Source organism: Streptomyces sp. NPDC008139 (genome assembly GCF_042957025.1).
Classification (GTDB): Bacteria; Actinomycetota; Actinomycetes; order Streptomycetales; family Streptomycetaceae; genus Actinacidiphila.
Genome location: NZ_JBIBHM010000011.1, coordinates 30,450 through 46,193 on the forward strand (window position 1 = coordinate 30,450; position 15,744 = coordinate 46,193).

General features: G+C 70.7%; 8 protein-coding genes. 5 read left to right on the plus strand and 3 right to left on the minus strand.

The annotated features are described in order from the left end of the window. Positions 1-65 precede the first annotated feature (65 nt). The gene (locus ACFZBB_RS23665) at positions 66-1,280 is read right to left on the minus strand and encodes an aromatic acid exporter family protein (RefSeq protein ID WP_391125736.1); all 1,215 of its coding nucleotides are present in this window, start codon (positions 1,278-1,280) and stop codon (positions 66-68) included. 231 nt (positions 1,281-1,511) lie between these two features. Here ACFZBB_RS23665 and ACFZBB_RS23670 point away from each other — a divergent pair, with 231 nt between their 5' ends. The 3 genes from ACFZBB_RS23670 to ACFZBB_RS23680 all read left to right on the plus strand — a co-directional run bounded on the left by ACFZBB_RS23670 (position 1,512) and on the right by ACFZBB_RS23680 (position 7,972). Next, on the plus strand, positions 1,512-3,677 hold the full coding sequence (locus tag ACFZBB_RS23670; protein ID WP_391125739.1) for an NPCBM/NEW2 domain-containing protein: 2,166 nt from the start codon (positions 1,512-1,514) through the stop codon (positions 3,675-3,677). Between the two features lie 331 nt (positions 3,678-4,008). Further along, positions 4,009-6,117 (plus strand): discoidin domain-containing protein, encoded by a 2,109-nt coding sequence (locus ACFZBB_RS23675; RefSeq protein WP_391126281.1) that lies wholly within the window; start codon positions 4,009-4,011, stop codon positions 6,115-6,117. Positions 6,118-6,475: 358 nt separating this feature from the next. Then, a complete protein-coding gene (locus tag ACFZBB_RS23680) occupies positions 6,476-7,972 on the plus strand; it encodes a hydrolase (RefSeq protein ID WP_391125742.1) in 1,497 nt (498 codons plus the stop codon). A gap of 42 nt (positions 7,973-8,014) precedes the next feature. Here the strand turns inward: ACFZBB_RS23680 and ACFZBB_RS23685 are convergent, their stop codons facing one another. Next, positions 8,015-10,156, minus strand: coding sequence for a SpoIIE family protein phosphatase (locus tag ACFZBB_RS23685; RefSeq protein WP_391125745.1), 2,142 nt, complete (start codon positions 10,154-10,156; stop codon positions 8,015-8,017). Positions 10,157-10,415: 259 nt separating this feature from the next. Then, a complete protein-coding gene (locus ACFZBB_RS23690) occupies positions 10,416-10,964 on the minus strand; it encodes a hypothetical protein (RefSeq protein ID WP_391125748.1) in 549 nt (182 codons plus the stop codon). 1,300 nt (positions 10,965-12,264) lie between these two features. On the opposite strand from ACFZBB_RS23690, the gene ACFZBB_RS23695 reads away from it, so the two are divergent. Continuing rightward, the gene (locus ACFZBB_RS23695; RefSeq protein WP_391125751.1) at positions 12,265-13,092 is read left to right on the plus strand and encodes a peptidoglycan-binding protein; all 828 of its coding nucleotides are present in this window, start codon (positions 12,265-12,267) and stop codon (positions 13,090-13,092) included. A gap of 414 nt (positions 13,093-13,506) precedes the next feature. After that, positions 13,507-15,687 (plus strand): hypothetical protein, encoded by a 2,181-nt coding sequence (locus tag ACFZBB_RS23700; protein WP_391125754.1) that lies wholly within the window; start codon positions 13,507-13,509, stop codon positions 15,685-15,687. Positions 15,688-15,744 lie beyond the last annotated feature (57 nt).

A 15,744-nucleotide genomic window follows, 5' to 3' on the forward strand; every position in this document is an offset into this window, starting at 1 on the left:
CGTACGGTCGTATACGGTCGCCGCGCACGTCAGCCGTGCGTTGACGCAAACTCTCGCGCCGGCCGTCAGCGCAGGACCGCACGGGCAGCGCCCAGCCGCTTCTTGATCATGTGCAGCCAGGGGTGCCGGTCGCTCTGCTCGCGCGAGTAGCGGTCCAGCTCCTCCACCAGGCGCTCCGACCGCTTCTCGACGGCCAGCTCGTCCAGGATGCGGTCGACCTCGGCCAGCAGCGCGCCGTGCAACTGCCACTGCCGGGGGTGCTCACGCACCTTGGCGAGCAGCAGCTGGGCGGTCCTGTCGCGGCTGGCCATGCTGTCGGTGAGGGCCTGGGCCAGCTGCTCCTCCGCCGACTGCGCGTTGGCCGCGACCTGGGTGGTGATCAGTACGGCGAAGCTCTCGATCGCGTGCGCCACGTGGTCGAACAGCTCCTCCAGTTCGACGGCGACGTCGTCGGGGAACAGCGACTCCTCGGTGCGGTGCTTGGCGAGGTCGGTGAGCGTCCTGGACAGCACGCGCAGTACGACCGCGCAGATCTCCAGGGTGTCGAGCCCCGTCCGCAGCACGATCCGGGAGAGCACGCCCTCGCGGACCCGCGGATTCCACCGCAGGCTGTCCTCCGCCTGCCGCAGCGAGGCGTCGACCTCGACGATGTCGTGGTCGACGCGGCGCGCCTCGTGCAGCCGGGCGGCGGCGCGCTCGACGGGGAGGTGTCCGGCCAGCTCGCCGCCCATGTCGCGGAAGAGGGCGCCCATCCGGCGGGACAGCGACTCGATGGAGCCGCCCGCGGACTGCACCCAGACCGGCGGCGCGAACAGCAGGTTGAACAACAGGCCGACGCCCGCGCCGATCAGCGTCTCCAGCACCCGGTCCCACGCGGTGTCCGCGACCCGGGTCACGCCGAGGACGAGCATCGCGCTGATCGCGACCTCGGGCACGAACTCGCCGACCCGTACGACGCGGCCGATCAGCAGCGCGCTGAAGATCGTCAGACCCAGGCTCCACCAGCTCAGCCCGACCAGCGCGCTGAAGCCGATGGCGATCAGGACGCCGACCACCACCGAGTTCACCCGCCGGATGCCGGTGGTCAGCGTGGAGTAGAGGGTGACCTGGACGACCAGCAAAGCCGTCAGGGGCGCGGTCAGCGGGGCGGGCTGCGGGGTGAGCTGGACGGCGGCGGCATAGGCGATGACGGCCGCGGCGGTGGACCTGAGGGTCTGGGCGGCGGCCGGTTCCGTGGTCCACCGGACCAACTTGACCATAGGTTCTGGTACGTCGGGCATCCCGTGCACGTTCCCGCTCTCGGCGATCTCAGTGGTCCGGGCCCACCCTAAAGTCGATCTCCTCCGGAACGGCCGGTGGCGCGCCTCGTACGGTCATTCGGGATTGACGCACGGCACGTCGGGGTTCACCGCCCCGCCCTTATTGACATGCTCACGCTGCACCGCTGAAATGTGGTTGCTTTCGTTCGACCCCGTTGGATTGTGCGCCATTGAAATGACTCGGAGCCGCACATGCCGCACGAACGACACCCCAAAACACACCACCTCCGGCAGCGCCTCGCGGCCTCGGCCGCGTCGCTCACCCTCGTCGCCGGGGCGGGGGCCGGGCTCACCGCACTGGCCGCGACCGCCGCCGTGACCGCTCAGATCGCCGCCGCGCCGCCGGCCGCGGCCCTCGACAACGGCCTGGCCCTGACCCCGCAGATGGGTTTCAACAACTGGAACTCCACCGGCTGCGGGTCCCAGTTCAACGAGGCGATGGTCAAGGGCATCGCCGACCTCTTCGTCTCCCAGGGCCTCAAGGCCGCCGGATACACCTACGTCAACCTGGACGACTGCTGGGCGCTGCCCAGCCGCGACGCCTCGGGCAACCTCGTCGCCGACCCCGCACGCTTCCCCGACGGCATCAAGAACGTCGCCGACTACGTCCACTCCAAGGGGCTGAAATTCGGCCTCTACTCCTCCGCGGGCACCAAGACCTGCAACAGCGCGGGCTTCCCCGGCGGCCTCGGCCACGAGCAGCAGGACGCCAACCTGTGGGCGTCCTGGGGCGTGGACTACCTCAAGTACGACAACTGCAACAACAACAACGTCGACGCGCAGCAGCGCTACAAGGCGATGGGCGACGCGCTGAAGGCCACCGGCCGGCCGATCCTCTACAGCATCTGCGAATGGGGCTCCAACCAGCCGTGGAACTGGGCGCCCGCGGTCGGCAACTCCTGGCGTACGACCGGGGACATCAGCGACTCGTGGTCCAGCATGATCAACATCGCGCACCAGAACCAGCAGCTCGCGCCGTACGCCAAGCCCGGCGCGTGGAACGACCCGGACATGCTGGAGGTCGGCAACGGCGGCATGACCGACACCGAGTACCGCACCCACTTCAGCCTCTGGTCGGAGATGGCCTCGCCGCTGCTGATCGGCAGCGACATCAGGACCGCGTCCGCCGCCACGCTGACGATCCTGAAGAACGCCGACGTGATCGCGGTGGACCAGGACCCGTTGGGCAAGCAGGGCTCGGTGGTCTCCTCCTCCGGCGGGCTCGTGGTGATGTCGAAGCCGCTGGCCAACGGCGACCGCGCGGTGACGCTCACCAATGAGAACGCCTCGGCCCAGACCGTCAGCACCACCGCGCAGGCCGTCGGCGTCGGCGGCGCGTCCTCGTACGCGCTCAAGGACCTGTGGTCCAAGGCGACATCGAGCACCGGCGGCACGATCAGCGCGTCGGTGCCCGCGCACGGCACGGTGATGTTCCGGGTCACCCCGGGCAGTCCGGTGCCGCCGCCGACCGGGCTCAACGAGCTGAGCGACCTGTCGTGGACCTCGGCGGTGAACGCCTGGGGCCCGGTCGAGCGCGACCACAGCAACGGCGAACAGGCCGCGGGCGACGGCAGGACGCTCACCATCGGCGGCACCACGTACGCGAAGGGACTCGGGGTGCACGCGCCCAGTGACATCTCCTACTACGTCGGCGGTCTGTGCGGAAAGCTGACCGTGGACGTCGGGGTGGACGACGAGGTGGGGAGCAACGGCTCGGTGGACTTCCAGATCTACCGCGACTCCACCCTGGTCGCCGACAGCGGGACCCGCACGGGCAGCGACGCGGCGGCGCGTCTGACCGCCGACCTGACCGGAGGGACGACGCTGCGGCTGGTGGCCACCGACGCGGGCGACGGCATGAACTACGACCACGCCGACTGGGCCGACGCCAAGATGGCCTGCGGCAAAGGCCCTTCGGCCGGCACGCACGCCCTCAGCGACCTCAACTGGTCGTCGGCGGTGAGCGGTTGGGGCCCGGTCGAGCGCGATCACAGCAACGGCGAACAGGCCGCGGGCGACGGCAGGACGATCACCGTCGGCGGCACCACGTACAGCAAGGGGCTGGGCGTGCACGCGGCCAGCACGGTCGTCTACTACCTGGGCGGCGGGTGCTCCTCGGTCACCGCCGATGTGGGGGTGGACGACGAGGTCGGCAGCAAGGGCTCGGTGGACTTCCAGATCTACCGCGACTCGACGCTGGTCGCCGACAGCGGGGTGGTGACCGGCAGTGACACGGCCCGCCATCTGACGGCCGCTCTGAGCGGCGGTACGGAGCTGCGGTTGGTGGTCACCGACGGCGGCAACGGCAACGACTCCGACCACGCCGACTGGGCGGGGCCGGTACTGACCTGCGGCTGACGCGCAGGACTGGACCAATCATGGCGGCGGAGATTTTCTCCGCCGCCATCGCCATTTTCACCGTCTCAAGCTCTTGCACACAGCGACAAGCCGCTTAACTCCCTTATCGGGACGAGTGGTTCGTTGACCCTTCGGGTGTCGACATCAAGGCGGGCCCGAGTGAATTCGCGGGGCGAATCTCGTTCACTTTCTTGACGTGTCAGCAACAGCGCCGTAATCATCACAGCATTCAGAGAGCGCTCTCTCGCTCGGCGACCAATCAGGAGACGCCGTGATCGGCAACCCCCCACAGACCCTTCCATCCCCCACGACACGATTCCCCAGATCGCTGATCTTCGCCTTCGTCGCGGCCCTCGTCGCGACGCTCGCGCTGGCGGTCTCGCAGACTCCGGCCAAGGCCGCGGGCACCCTGCTCTCGCAGGCGAAACCGGCCACCGCCTCCTCCACGGAGAACGCGGGCACGCCCGCGTCGGCCGCGGTCGACGGCGATCTCGGCACCCGCTGGTCCAGCGCGGCGGCCGACCCGCAGTGGCTCCAGGTCGACCTCGGCGCCACGTCCACCCTCTCCCAGGTGGTGCTCAACTGGGAGACGGCGTACGCGAAGGCGTACCAGATCCAGGTCTCGGCCAACGGCACGACCTGGACGAACGTCTACAGCACCACGACCGGCGCCGGTGGCACCGAAACCCTCGACGTCACCGGCTCCGGACGCTACGTCCGGATCAACACCACGGCGCGCGCCACCCAATACGGCGTCTCGCTCTGGGAGTTCAAGGTCTACGGCTCCACCGGCACGGGCAACGCGGCCTGTGGTACGGCCAACTCCGCGCTGAACAAGCCCGCGACGGCCTCGTCCACGGAGAACGCGGGCACTCCCGCCTCCGCCGCGGTCGACGGCAACATGGGCACCCGCTGGTCCAGCGCGGCGGCCGACCCGCAGTGGCTCCAGGTCGACCTGGGCAGTTCGCAGAACGTCTGCGGTGTCCAGTTGAGCTGGGAGACGGCGTACGCGAAGGCGTACCAGATCCAGGTCTCGGCCAACGGCACGACCTGGACGAACGCCTACTCCACCACCACGAGCCCCGGCGCGACCGAGCTGATCACCCTGACCGGCACCGGCCGCTACGTCCGGGTCTACACCACCGCGCGCGCCACCCAGTACGGCGTCTCGCTCTGGGAGTTCCAGATCTTCACCGGTGGCGGCGGCAGCACGACCCCGCCCACCACTCCCCCGACCACCCCTCCCACCACGCCGCCGGGCGGCGCGGTCCTGCTGTCGTACAACAAGCCGGCCTCCGCCTCGACCTACCAGAACGCCAATAGCTGCGTCGGCTGCACGCCGGCCAAGGCGTTCGACGAGGACCCGGCCACCCGGTGGGCGACCAGCGACACCAACGGCTGGGTCGACCCAGGCTGGATCAGCGTCGACCTGGGCGCGACCGCGCACATCACGCAGGTCGTCCTCCAGTGGGACCCGGCCTACGCGACCGCCTACCAGATCCAGGTCTCGCCGGACAACACCAACTGGACGAGCATCTACTCCACCACCACCGGCAAGGGCTTCAAGGAGACCCTGAACGTGGACGGCACCGGCCGCTACGTGCGGATGTACGGCACCGCGCGCAGCAACGGCTACGGGTACTCGCTGTGGACCTTCGACGTCTACGGCACCGGCGGCAACCCCACCGCGCCGCCCGCCCTGCCGCCCGACCCGGGCAACCCCACGCACCTGGTGTGGAGCGACGAGTTCAACGGCGCCGCGGGCACCAAGCCGGACACCGGCAAGTGGACCCAGGACATCGGCGGCGGCCAGAACGGCGAGCTGGAGTACTACACCAACGGCGACAACACCTCGATGGACGGCAACGGCAACCTCGTCATCGAGGCCCGGAAGGAGAACGTCCAGGGCCACCAGTACACCTCGGGCCGGATCAACACCTCGGACCACTTCAACTTCACCTACGGCCACGTCGAGGCGCGGATCAAGGTGAGCGGCACGCAGGGTCTGTGGCCCGCGTTCTGGATGCTGGGGTCCAACTTCAAGACGGGCACGCCGTGGCCCAACTCCGGTGAGATCGACATCATGGAGCACGTCGGCAAGGTCGCCGACTCCGTCTACTCCACGCTGCACGCCCCCGCCTACAACGGCGGAAACGGTTACGGGTCCCCGTACACCCTCGCGGGCAGCGACTTCGCCTCGGACTTCCACACCTACGCCGTGGACTGGGACTCCCACCACATGACGTTCTCGGTGGACGGCCACGCCTTCTTCACCGCCGACAAGGCGACGGTGGAGGCGACCAGGGGTCCGTGGGTGTACGACCACCCGTTCTACATCATCCTCAACAACGCGGTGGGCGGTGACTGGCCCGGAGCTCCCGACGCCACCACGGTCTTCCCGCAGCGCATGCTGATCGACTACGTGCGCGTGTCGCAGTAACCGCGACGCCGCGCCCGCCGCGGTAAGCGCGTCCGCCTCCCCGTATGTGATGACGGCTCACACGGGGAGGCGGACGTATGTCCGGGGCCGGCGGGTGCCGCACCGGGGGTTCAGGGGTCAGGGGGTTCGGGGACCAGGATCCGCGAGCCCCGCACACAGGGCGGCAATGTTGTCAGGGTCGCGTCATGAGCCTAGAGTGACGCGCGTAGTTTCCGGCCCCCACCCACCGGCCGCGCGCGGCGAGAGCTGACCGGCAGCATTCACCCGCTCGTAACGCACGGCACATCAGTCACAGGTTCTACGCGCGCAGAATCGTCTCCCGCCCCCCACTGACCGCCCCCCACCTGGAGGTTGACGGATGCTTGGATCCCGTGTGCCCCGCAGCCGCGTCCTGATCGGCGCGGCAGCCGCACTGGGCGCGATCGCGCTCGGCGCGGCCGGCCTCAGCGGCGGCTCCGCTCAGGCCGCCCCCGGCGCCCCGGTCGCGCCGGCCGCGGCGACGACGCACCGCGTGCTCTTCGACAACACCAAGGCCGAGACGGCCGGGAACGCCGACTGGATCATCAGCACGAGCCAGCCCGACCCGCTCGGCCAGAACGCCAACCCCACCAAGGAGACGGACTGGACCGGCGCCTTCTCCGCCTGGGGCGTCGCGCTCCAGAAGGCGGGCGGGTACACCCTCAACACCCTGCCGTCCGGCCGCACGATCACCTACGGCAACAGCTCCAACGCCCAGGACCTCAGCAACTTCGACACCTTCGTGCTGCCCGAGCCGAACGTGAAGCTGAGCGCGGCCGAGAAGACCGCCGTGATGAAATTCGTGCAGAACGGCGGCGGGCTCTTCCTGATCTCCGACCACAACAACAGCGACCGCAACAACGACGGCTGCGACTCGCCCTGCGTCATCAACGACCTGCTGACCAGCAACGGGGTCGACAACACCGACCCGTTCGGCTTCTCCGTCGACCTGCTGGACATCAGCACCGACAATCCGCGGGCGATCAGTGACGCGTCCAACCCGGTGCTGCACGGCCCGTTCGGCAATGTGACGGGCAGCATCCTGCGCGACGGCACCACCTTCACCCTCAAGCCCGCCGACAACCCGAACGTCAAGGGGCTGCTGTACAAGACGGGTTCGTCCGGCAACACCGGCGCGTTCTTCGTCACCAGCACCTTCGGCAGCGGCCGGGTGGCGATCTGGGGTGACAGCTCACCCGCCGACGACGGCACCGGCCAGTCGGGCAACACCCTCTACAACGGCTGGGACGACCCGGCGGGCACCGACGCCGCGCTCGCGCTCAACGCGACGGCCTGGCTGGCGGGTTCGGGATCGGGCAGCACGACGCCGCCCACCACTCCCCCGACCACCCCGCCGACCGGCGGCACCTGCACCGCGCGCCAGCTCCTGGCCAACCCCGGCTTCGAGTCCGGCACTTCGTCGTGGACGGCGACCAGCGGCGTCATCAACAACAACGCGTCGCAGGCGGCGCACAGCGGCTCGTACAAGGCGTGGCTCGACGGATACGGGACCGCCACCACGGACACCGTCGCGCAGTCGGTGACCATCCCGGCGGGCTGCGCCGCGAGTCTGAGCTTCTGGCTGCACATCGACACCGCGGAGACCGGCACCACCGCCTACGACACGCTCAAGACGCAGGTCCTGAACTCCTCCGGCACCGTACTGAGCACCCTGGCCACGTACTCCAACGTCAACGCGGCCTCCGGCTTCCAGCAGCGCACCTTCAACCTGGGCGCGTACGCGGGGCAGACGGTCACCGTCAAGTTCACCGGGACCGAGGGCTCCAAGCTCCAGACCTCGTTCGTCATCGATGACACGGCGCTGAACGTGAGCTGAGCACGGCCGCGGTACGGGCGGCCGGGTCCCGGGAGTGGGGGCTCAGCCGTCCGTACCGGTCTCGTCCGGGTCGAATTCGCACCAGACGGCCTTGCCGTCGCCGCGCGGCTCCACGCCCCAGCAGGCGGCGAGCGCGTCGATCATCAGCAGGCCGCGGCCCGAGGTGGCCGCCTCGCCCGGCGATCTGCGGCGCGGCCAGACGCTCGATCGGTCCTGGACCGACAGCCGCACCCGGCGTACCGGTTCCGGCAGCACCTCAAGGGTGAGGACGGCGCCGCCCTCGGTGTGCAGCAGCACATTGACCAGCAGCTCGCCCGCGGCGAGTTCCACGTCGTCGGCGAGGTCGGCCAGGCCCCAGTCGGTGAGCGCCTGCCGCAGGGCGGACCGGGCGTCGGCCAGGCCCTCGGGGTCGGCCTGATGGACGTAGCTGTGCATCCGCGGGGCACGCGGGGTGCCGGTGTCGGGGGCGCGGCGCAGGATCAGCAGCGCGACGTCGTCGCCTGAGCCCCAGCGCTCCCAGAGGCTCTCCGCGAGGTGGTCGGCGAGCGCCTCTGCGGGCTGCGGGCCGAAGTGCACCGCCTCGGCCAGCGCATCCATACCGATGGTGATGTCCAGACCGCGCTCCTCGACCAGGCCGTCGGTGCAGAACACCAGCGTCTCGCCGGGCACCAGGTCGATCCGGGTCTCGGGGAACTCGTGCAGTTCCAGGGTGGTGGCCAGGCCCAGCGGCAGGCCGCCGCGCACGTTCGGCCAGCCCGTACGCCCGTCGGTGTGCCGGATCAGCGGCCCGAGGTGGCCCGCGCGGGCGGCGGAGATGGAGCCGGTGGCGAGGTCGATCTGCGCGTAGGCGCAGGTGGCGAAGCGCTCGGTGTCCAGTTCCGCCAGGAAGCGGGAGGCGCGGGCGAGCACGGTGGACGGCGGGTGGCCCTCGGCCGCGTACGCGCGCAGGGCGATCCTGAGCTGGCCCATCACGGCGGCGGCGTGCGTGTCGTGGCCCTGCACGTCGCCGACGACCAGGCCGACCCGGTTCTGCGGGAGCGCGACCACGTCGTACCAGTCGCCGCCAACCTCCCGCCCGCTGCGCGCCGCGTGATAGCGGACGGCGATCTCGGCGCCGTCGACGCGCGGGATGTGGCGGGGCAGCATCGCGGCCTGGAGGCCGGTGGCGAACTCCCGCTCCTGGTCGAAGAGGATCGCGCGCTGGAGGGACTGGGCCAGGATGCCCGCGAGCGTCATGTACAGCTCGCGGTCCTCCGGCCGGAATTCGGTGCGGTCGTGGTAGAAGAGCGCGAGGCCGCCGATGGAGCGGGCCTGGGCGACCAGCGGCAGGAAGGCCGCCGCGAAGTTGCTGTCGGAGTCGACGCCCGCGCCGGGCTTCATCTGGGCGCGCAGCAGCGGAAACCTCTCGGCCAGCGCCGGGAAGTTCGTGGCGAATCGCGGCTGCTGCGTGATGACGGCCTGGGTGAGCGGCAGCGAGTCGTCGAGCCGCCGCAGCCGCAGCCCCTCGTAGAAGGACATCTCCCGGCCGCTGAAGGCGACCACCTTGAGATTGCCGCTCTCTATCAGGCCGAGTGTCAATCCGTCGGCGCCGAAGCGCTCCAGGCCGCCCGCGCCGGTGAGCACCGCGATGACGTCGTCGACCGTGACGGCCGTGGACAGCGCCTCGATCGTACGGCGGACGATCGAGGGCAGGCTGCGGCGCTCGTGCCGCGGCGGCGGGGTGCTGGGCGCGGGGGTCTGGGTCAGCTCGGCGGTCGCGTCCCTGACGATGCCCAGGACGCGGTACGCGTTGCCGAGGTCGTCGCGCAGGATGGCGCCCTGGGTGTGCGTCCACTGCTTGGCGCCGTCCCTGCGGGTGACCTGGAAGTATCCGCCGTAGCTGCGGCGGCCCGCTTGCAGCGCCCTGCGCAGCGCGATGTCGAGGCGGGCGCTCTCCTCCGGGGTCACCCGCAGCACCAGCGAGTCGATCCGTCCGTCGAATTCCTCCGGGCGCAGGTCGAAGACGTCGAGTCCCGCCTGGTCGAGGTCGAAGGTGCCGAGGTCGAGGTCCCAGTCGAAGGTGCCCATGCCGTTCATGGCAAGCCGCTCCCCGGGGCCGATCTCCGGGGCCGTCGGCAGACCCGTCGGGAAAGGCCCCACGCGGGGGTCGTAGCCGCCACCTGGGGGCCGCTTGCGTGCCGTCATGCACCTGCTCCGGGGTCGGGCGGCGGTCATCTGACCACATCCGCGAGGCGGGCCACACGGACCACCAGGATAGCTTTGGCATGATTTATCGCCATGAGGGACATTATCCAGCGTCCCACATTCCGCCACGGGGCGGCGCTTCCGCCTCCTGGGCGGCTCGTGCGGGCCGCTCGCGCGGGACCCAGTCGGGGCGTGGGGACGCGCGTCAGGTGCGCGTGGACGACCGCGACGAGGGAGCCTCGCGTGCGGCGGTACGCCGTCAGCTGCGGGCGGCGCGTCTGCGGCGGACGACGAGCACGCCCGCGGCGGCGACCAGGACGCCGCCCGCCAGGATCTCCCGCGCGTTCGGGCCGGACACGTCGCCGCCGAGGCCGGTCCGCACCGCGCCGGTGGGCTTCGTACCGGTGGACGTCGTACCGGTGGACGTCGTACCGGTGGACGTCGTACCGGCCGCGACGGTCAGCACGGCCGTGCCACGCCGGCTTCCGCAGGTGAAGGTCACGTCGTACCGCGCGCCGGGCTTGGCCTCGCCGTCCACCGTGGCGGTGGCGACCTGCCCGGGCCCGTCACCCTTGCCGAGGGTCACGTCGCCGAAGACCGCCGGGGCCGAGGCGGTCGCCTGGCCAGCGCAGTCGGTGGCCGTGAGGGTGACCTTCCCGCCGGGCACGACGGTGGTCGGCGAGACGCCGAAGCCGAAGGACGTGAGGTCGGAGTCGGCCCGCGCGGCGGGTGCGGCCAGGGCCAGCGCGAGCGCCGTTCCCGCGACGAGGGCGGCCGTTGTCCGTCCGGGGGCACGTCCAGAACGCATGCGGTCTCTCCACGCACCGGGGCGGTCTGGCGACCGCTCATGGGGGACCGGCACTCTCCCCACCCAACCCGGCTCCGTCGCGGTCCGCCTTCCCTGCCGCCGCCTCCGGCCGCCCGGGTCCTCCCAACCTCCGTACCGCCGCGCCCCCTTGCCCCGCCCGCCCCGTCCCCGGCCTGCGACCCATCCGGGTGACGCCCCATCCCGTCGGCCGGGCGCGCACCCCCAAACACCCGATGGGCCATTCGGCCGCCGTCCCCGCAGGACCGGCCTTGGGGGGCTCACCCACAACGCTCCCGCACGTCACCCCCGCCCCGGAGGGGCAGTCCGGTCGTCCCCGGACCCCCAGCCCGGCGGGGGCCGGCCGCGCAGCAGCCCGCGCCCCGGAGACGGGAGCCGTCAGGCGGTGGGGGCGAGGGCGGCCAGGACGACGAGGCCGGGCGGGAACAGCCCGGGGCAGGTGGACCGACCGCGGGAAAGCGGTCGACCAGGGCATCGAAGACGCGATACGCGCCGGCCTCGTCGCGCGCGGTGATCAGGACGTGCACCACACCAGGTTCCCGAAGGCCTTCCCAGTCCTCTGCCCTCACCGGCTTCTTCCGCCGTGGATCAGCCCCCCGGGCAGACAACGCGCCGTGGGCGCGCAGTTGCGGGCGCCGACGCGGTTCACTCCCACGGGAGCGCGCGCGGGGACGTGCGGCATAGGCGCGCGATGACCGGGTACGTGTCGTGTCCAGTCGGCGAGGATCACGAAGAGGCCCTCGCCAGGACCTTCGGAGGCAGCGATGACCAACCCCGTGCCCGAGCCCTTCCCGACGCCGGGGCCCGATCCGTTCCCGTCGCCGGTGCCCGGTCCCACCCCCGGTCCGGGTCCGGTCCCGGTGCCGGATCCGACGCCGACACCTCCGGGACCCGAGCCGGTGCCTCCCGGCCCGGCGCCCGACCCGGTGCCGCCGACGCCTGAGCCGAGTCCCGCGCCGCCCCCGCCGCCGCCGTCGATGTACTGAGCACTGCCGCCGCACCGCCGGTCGCCGGGCCGGACGCGCAGCAGAAACGATAATTCTGCCGCGTCGGGCCCGACCGCGGGCGACAACCGTGGATCACGCACGGTGCCGCTGCGCCTGTTGATACGAAAGAGGGGACGCCGAGGGACCGGTTCGGCCCGTCGGCTCCCCGATGGCTCACCCTTGTCCGCGGATGTCAAGGGCCCTTGGCGGGGCCACCTTGTTACCGCACCCTGGGTGCGGGAGTTTTCGCGGGTGGGGATGATCCGGCAGTGGCGTGAGTGAAACCGGTGATGGACATGGAAGACGACAGGGCTGGGCGGCGGACAGCGGACGGGGAGCGCCGGTACCGGCCGGACGGCGCGGCGACGGCGGTCGCGGCACCCGAGTCCCGAGGTGGCGGCCAAGAGCCGCCGGATGTGATCGACGTGGTGTTCCCCGTACCGGGGGCCGAGGACACCGGCCGCGCGGCGGCCGGAGGACCCGGTGGCGGGCAAACCCGACGTGAACGGCTGCGCGGGCGCCCGCTGTTGCTCGGCGCGGTGTCCATCGCCGCGGTCGCGGTGGCGGCGGTGATCGCCTGGCATGTGTGGCCGCAGTCGCCCGGCGCGACGGCGCCGGACCGGCCGGCTCCCCTGCCCTCCAGCACCCGGCCGCTGACCAGCGGCGGCATATCCGGCCACGCGGCCGGACCGCTGCCCTCGACCGACGGCCACACCGGCCGGTCACCGGCGGCCGACGGCGATCCGACCCGTCGGGCCACGCCACCGGCCGGGCCGTCAGCGACGCCCCGGAGCGGCACGGAAACCGGGACAGGGCAGGGGAACGGCTCCCCCGCGCCGGGGTCGAGCGCGACCGGCGCGCCGCCCACCACCGCCCCCAGCGGCTCCCCCTCGCCGAGCGCCACGGCCACAACTCCCCGCACACTCCACACGGGTGACAGCGGATCGGATGTGACCGGTCTTCAGCAGCTGCTGTTCGCGCAGGGGTTCACCTATGTGTCGCCCACCGGGGTGTACGACGACGCCACCGTGCGCGGTGTGACGCAGATTCAGCGGGACCGCGGAATCACCTGTGACCCCACGGGTGTCTATGGCCCCTGTACTCGCGCCGCATTGGCCTCGTAACCGCTTTCCGCACGGTCTCGCCCCGGCACGCCCCCGCTATGCGTCTTATACGCCCCGCGTATTCCCCTCGCTCTCCGGGAATTCGATTCGATCATTTTCCGGTCATTTTCCACCACGCGGACGATCGATCCCCACCGGGGTCGAGAAAATCGTAAATCCGAGCGATGATTCATCATTCAGGTCGATAATCCTTTCGCGCCGTGCTCATGTCATTCAGTAAATTCCCAGGTGGGAAGGGTCGGGCAGGTGCGTCACGCCGTTCGGTGTCCCCTGCGTTCCGGCCACCTCCGCAGAATGGTCACAAGTCCTCCGCACCGTGCCCCACGATGGTCCCCGTAATTGCGGCCGGGATTCGGCCGCTGCCAGTAGGAAGACGCTGAGCCGATTCATGCCGTCTTCCGGGGGAGGAAAACTATGGGCAGAGCATTGCGTGCTGCCGCTCTGAGTTCAGCGGCGGTTCTCGTGGCCCTGGGGGTGGCACCGAGCGGGGTGCAGGCCGCGACACCGCCCCGTATCGACCTGAGGGTGCTGGTCGTCGACGACGGCGGACCGGCGACACAGGCCATCACCGCGGAACTCGACGGGGCGGGTACCCCGTACACCAGGATCGATCTCAACCAGGCGGGCCGGCCGACCATCAACGCCGCCTACCTCAGCGACACCGTGAGCGGCCGGGCACGCGCCAAGTTCCAGTCGGTGGTGCTGCCCAACGACAACCCGTTCGGAGCGGGTTCCGCCGAGATGGCCGCCCTGGCGGCGTACGAGACGGACTTCGGCATCCGCCAGGTGGACGCGTACACCTACGCGCAGCCCGGCGTCGGGCTGAACTACGCGCAGGATCCGGGGTACATCGGCCAACTCGACGGCATTCAGGGCCAGGTGACGGCGCAGGGGACCGCGGGTGACTTCGGTTACCTCAAGGGCGCGGTGCCCTTCGAGGACAACGACCCGAACGTGGCGGAGAGTTACGGCTTCCTCGCGACGCCGCTGGCGACCCAGGCCGCCGGGGCGACCTTCACCACGCTGGTCGACGCGCCGATCCCGGACAGTTCGGCGCGCGGTGTGCTGGTCGGGCAGTACAACCACGACGGGCGCAGCGAGTTGGTGCTGCCGTTCGTCTACAACCAGTACCAGCAGCAGTTCCGGCTGCTGGCGCGCGGAATCGTGGAGTGGATGACCCAGGGCATCCACCTCGGCACCGACCGCAACTACTTCGAGGTGCAGGTCGATGACATCTTCCTGGCCGACGACCGGTGGAACACCACCCTCAACTGCACGCCGGGCGACGTGGACTGCCCGATCGGCACCGGTGAGGACACCGACCCGATCCGGATGACCGCGGCGGACGCGCAGTACGCCAAGCAGTGGTCGCAGACGCACGGCCTCACCCTCGACTTCGTCTTCAACGGCGGCGGCAGCGAGGACTGGAAGGCCGACCACGACACCACTGTCGACCCGCTGGCCACCCAGCTCCTGGCCGACAAGAGCGCCTACCGCTGGGTCAACCACACGTATCTGCACCCCTTCCTCGGCTGTGTCCAGGACGTGAGCGTGGTGCCATGGGTCTGCCGGACGGACGCCTCCGGGAATGTCCAATGGGTCAGCAAGGCCGACATCACGGCCTCGGTGCAGGACAACCGCAACTGGGCCGCCTCGCACGGGCTGTCGCTGAACAACCAGGAGCTGGTGACCGGTGAGCACTCCGGGCTCAAGGTGCTGCCGCAGCAGCCGGTCGACAATCCGAACCTCGCGCCCGCGCTGACCCAGCTCGGCGTGAAGTACCTGGCCGGCGACAACTCCCGTGACCCGGGCCAGCGTCAGGTCGGTCCCGCGCTCACCGTGCCGCGCTTCCCGATGAACGTCTTCTACAACGCCGGTACGGCGCAGGAGGAGACCGACGAGTACAACTGGATCTACACCCCTTCCGCCCAGGGCGGCAGCGGAGCCTGCGCGACCTCTGGCAACTCCACCTGTCTGACCGCGCCGTTGGACACCGACACCGGCTACGCGTCGTACATCGTGCCGCTCGAGGCCAAGATCGACCTCGGGCACGTGCTGGGCAACAACCCGCGCCCGCACTTCATGCACCAGTCCAACCTCGCGGAGGGCCGCATCGCCTACCCGGTGCTGGAGCGCATCCTCAGCGACTACGCGTCGCTGTTCGCCGCCGGCACCCCGACCGTCAACCTGCGGACCTCGGACATCGCCACCGAGTTGCAGCGCAGGGCGGCGTGGGACACGGCGTGGAAGGGCGGCCAGGTGACCGCCTACCGGATCGGTGACGCGGTGACGGTCAACGCGCCGAGCGGTACGCAGATCACCGCGACGATGCCCGCCGGTACGCGCCAGTCCCAACTGCTCGGCACGACCGCCTTCGGCAGCTCCTACGCGGGCAAGGTGTCCGGCTGGACCACGCCCGGCGTGCTCCAGAGCAATGTGTCGCTGACGCTGCCGTCCGGCGCGGTGCCCGCGCTGATCAACCTGAACGTCTCGCTCGGGCCGATCACGATCAAGGCTTCCGTCGGCCATCTGCCGGTGCCCAAGGGCGTCGCCAAGGCCGTGCCCGTGGGACCGGGCGACCACACCAGGAAGTAGCACCGGAAAGTGAACCACGCGCGGGCGGAGCGCACTTGGCCCCACCCGCGGTACCGG

Bases quoted from the DNA above. Each gene is read 5' to 3' on its own strand.
- ACFZBB_RS23665 (WP_391125736.1), bottom strand. From the start codon at position 1,280: ATGCCCGACGTACCAGAACCTATGGTCAAGTTGGTCCGGTGGACCACG.
- ACFZBB_RS23670 (WP_391125739.1), top strand. From the start codon at position 1,512: ATGCCGCACGAACGACACCCCAAAACACACCACCTCCGGCAGCGCCTC.
- ACFZBB_RS23680 (WP_391125742.1), top strand. From the start codon at position 6,476: ATGCTTGGATCCCGTGTGCCCCGCAGCCGCGTCCTGATCGGCGCGGCA.
- ACFZBB_RS23685 (WP_391125745.1), bottom strand. From the start codon at position 10,156: ATGACGGCACGCAAGCGGCCCCCAGGTGGCGGCTACGACCCCCGCGTG.
- ACFZBB_RS23690 (WP_391125748.1), bottom strand. From the start codon at position 10,964: ATGCGTTCTGGACGTGCCCCCGGACGGACAACGGCCGCCCTCGTCGCG.
- ACFZBB_RS23695 (WP_391125751.1), top strand. From the start codon at position 12,265: ATGGAAGACGACAGGGCTGGGCGGCGGACAGCGGACGGGGAGCGCCGG.
- ACFZBB_RS23700 (WP_391125754.1), top strand. From the start codon at position 13,507: ATGGGCAGAGCATTGCGTGCTGCCGCTCTGAGTTCAGCGGCGGTTCTC.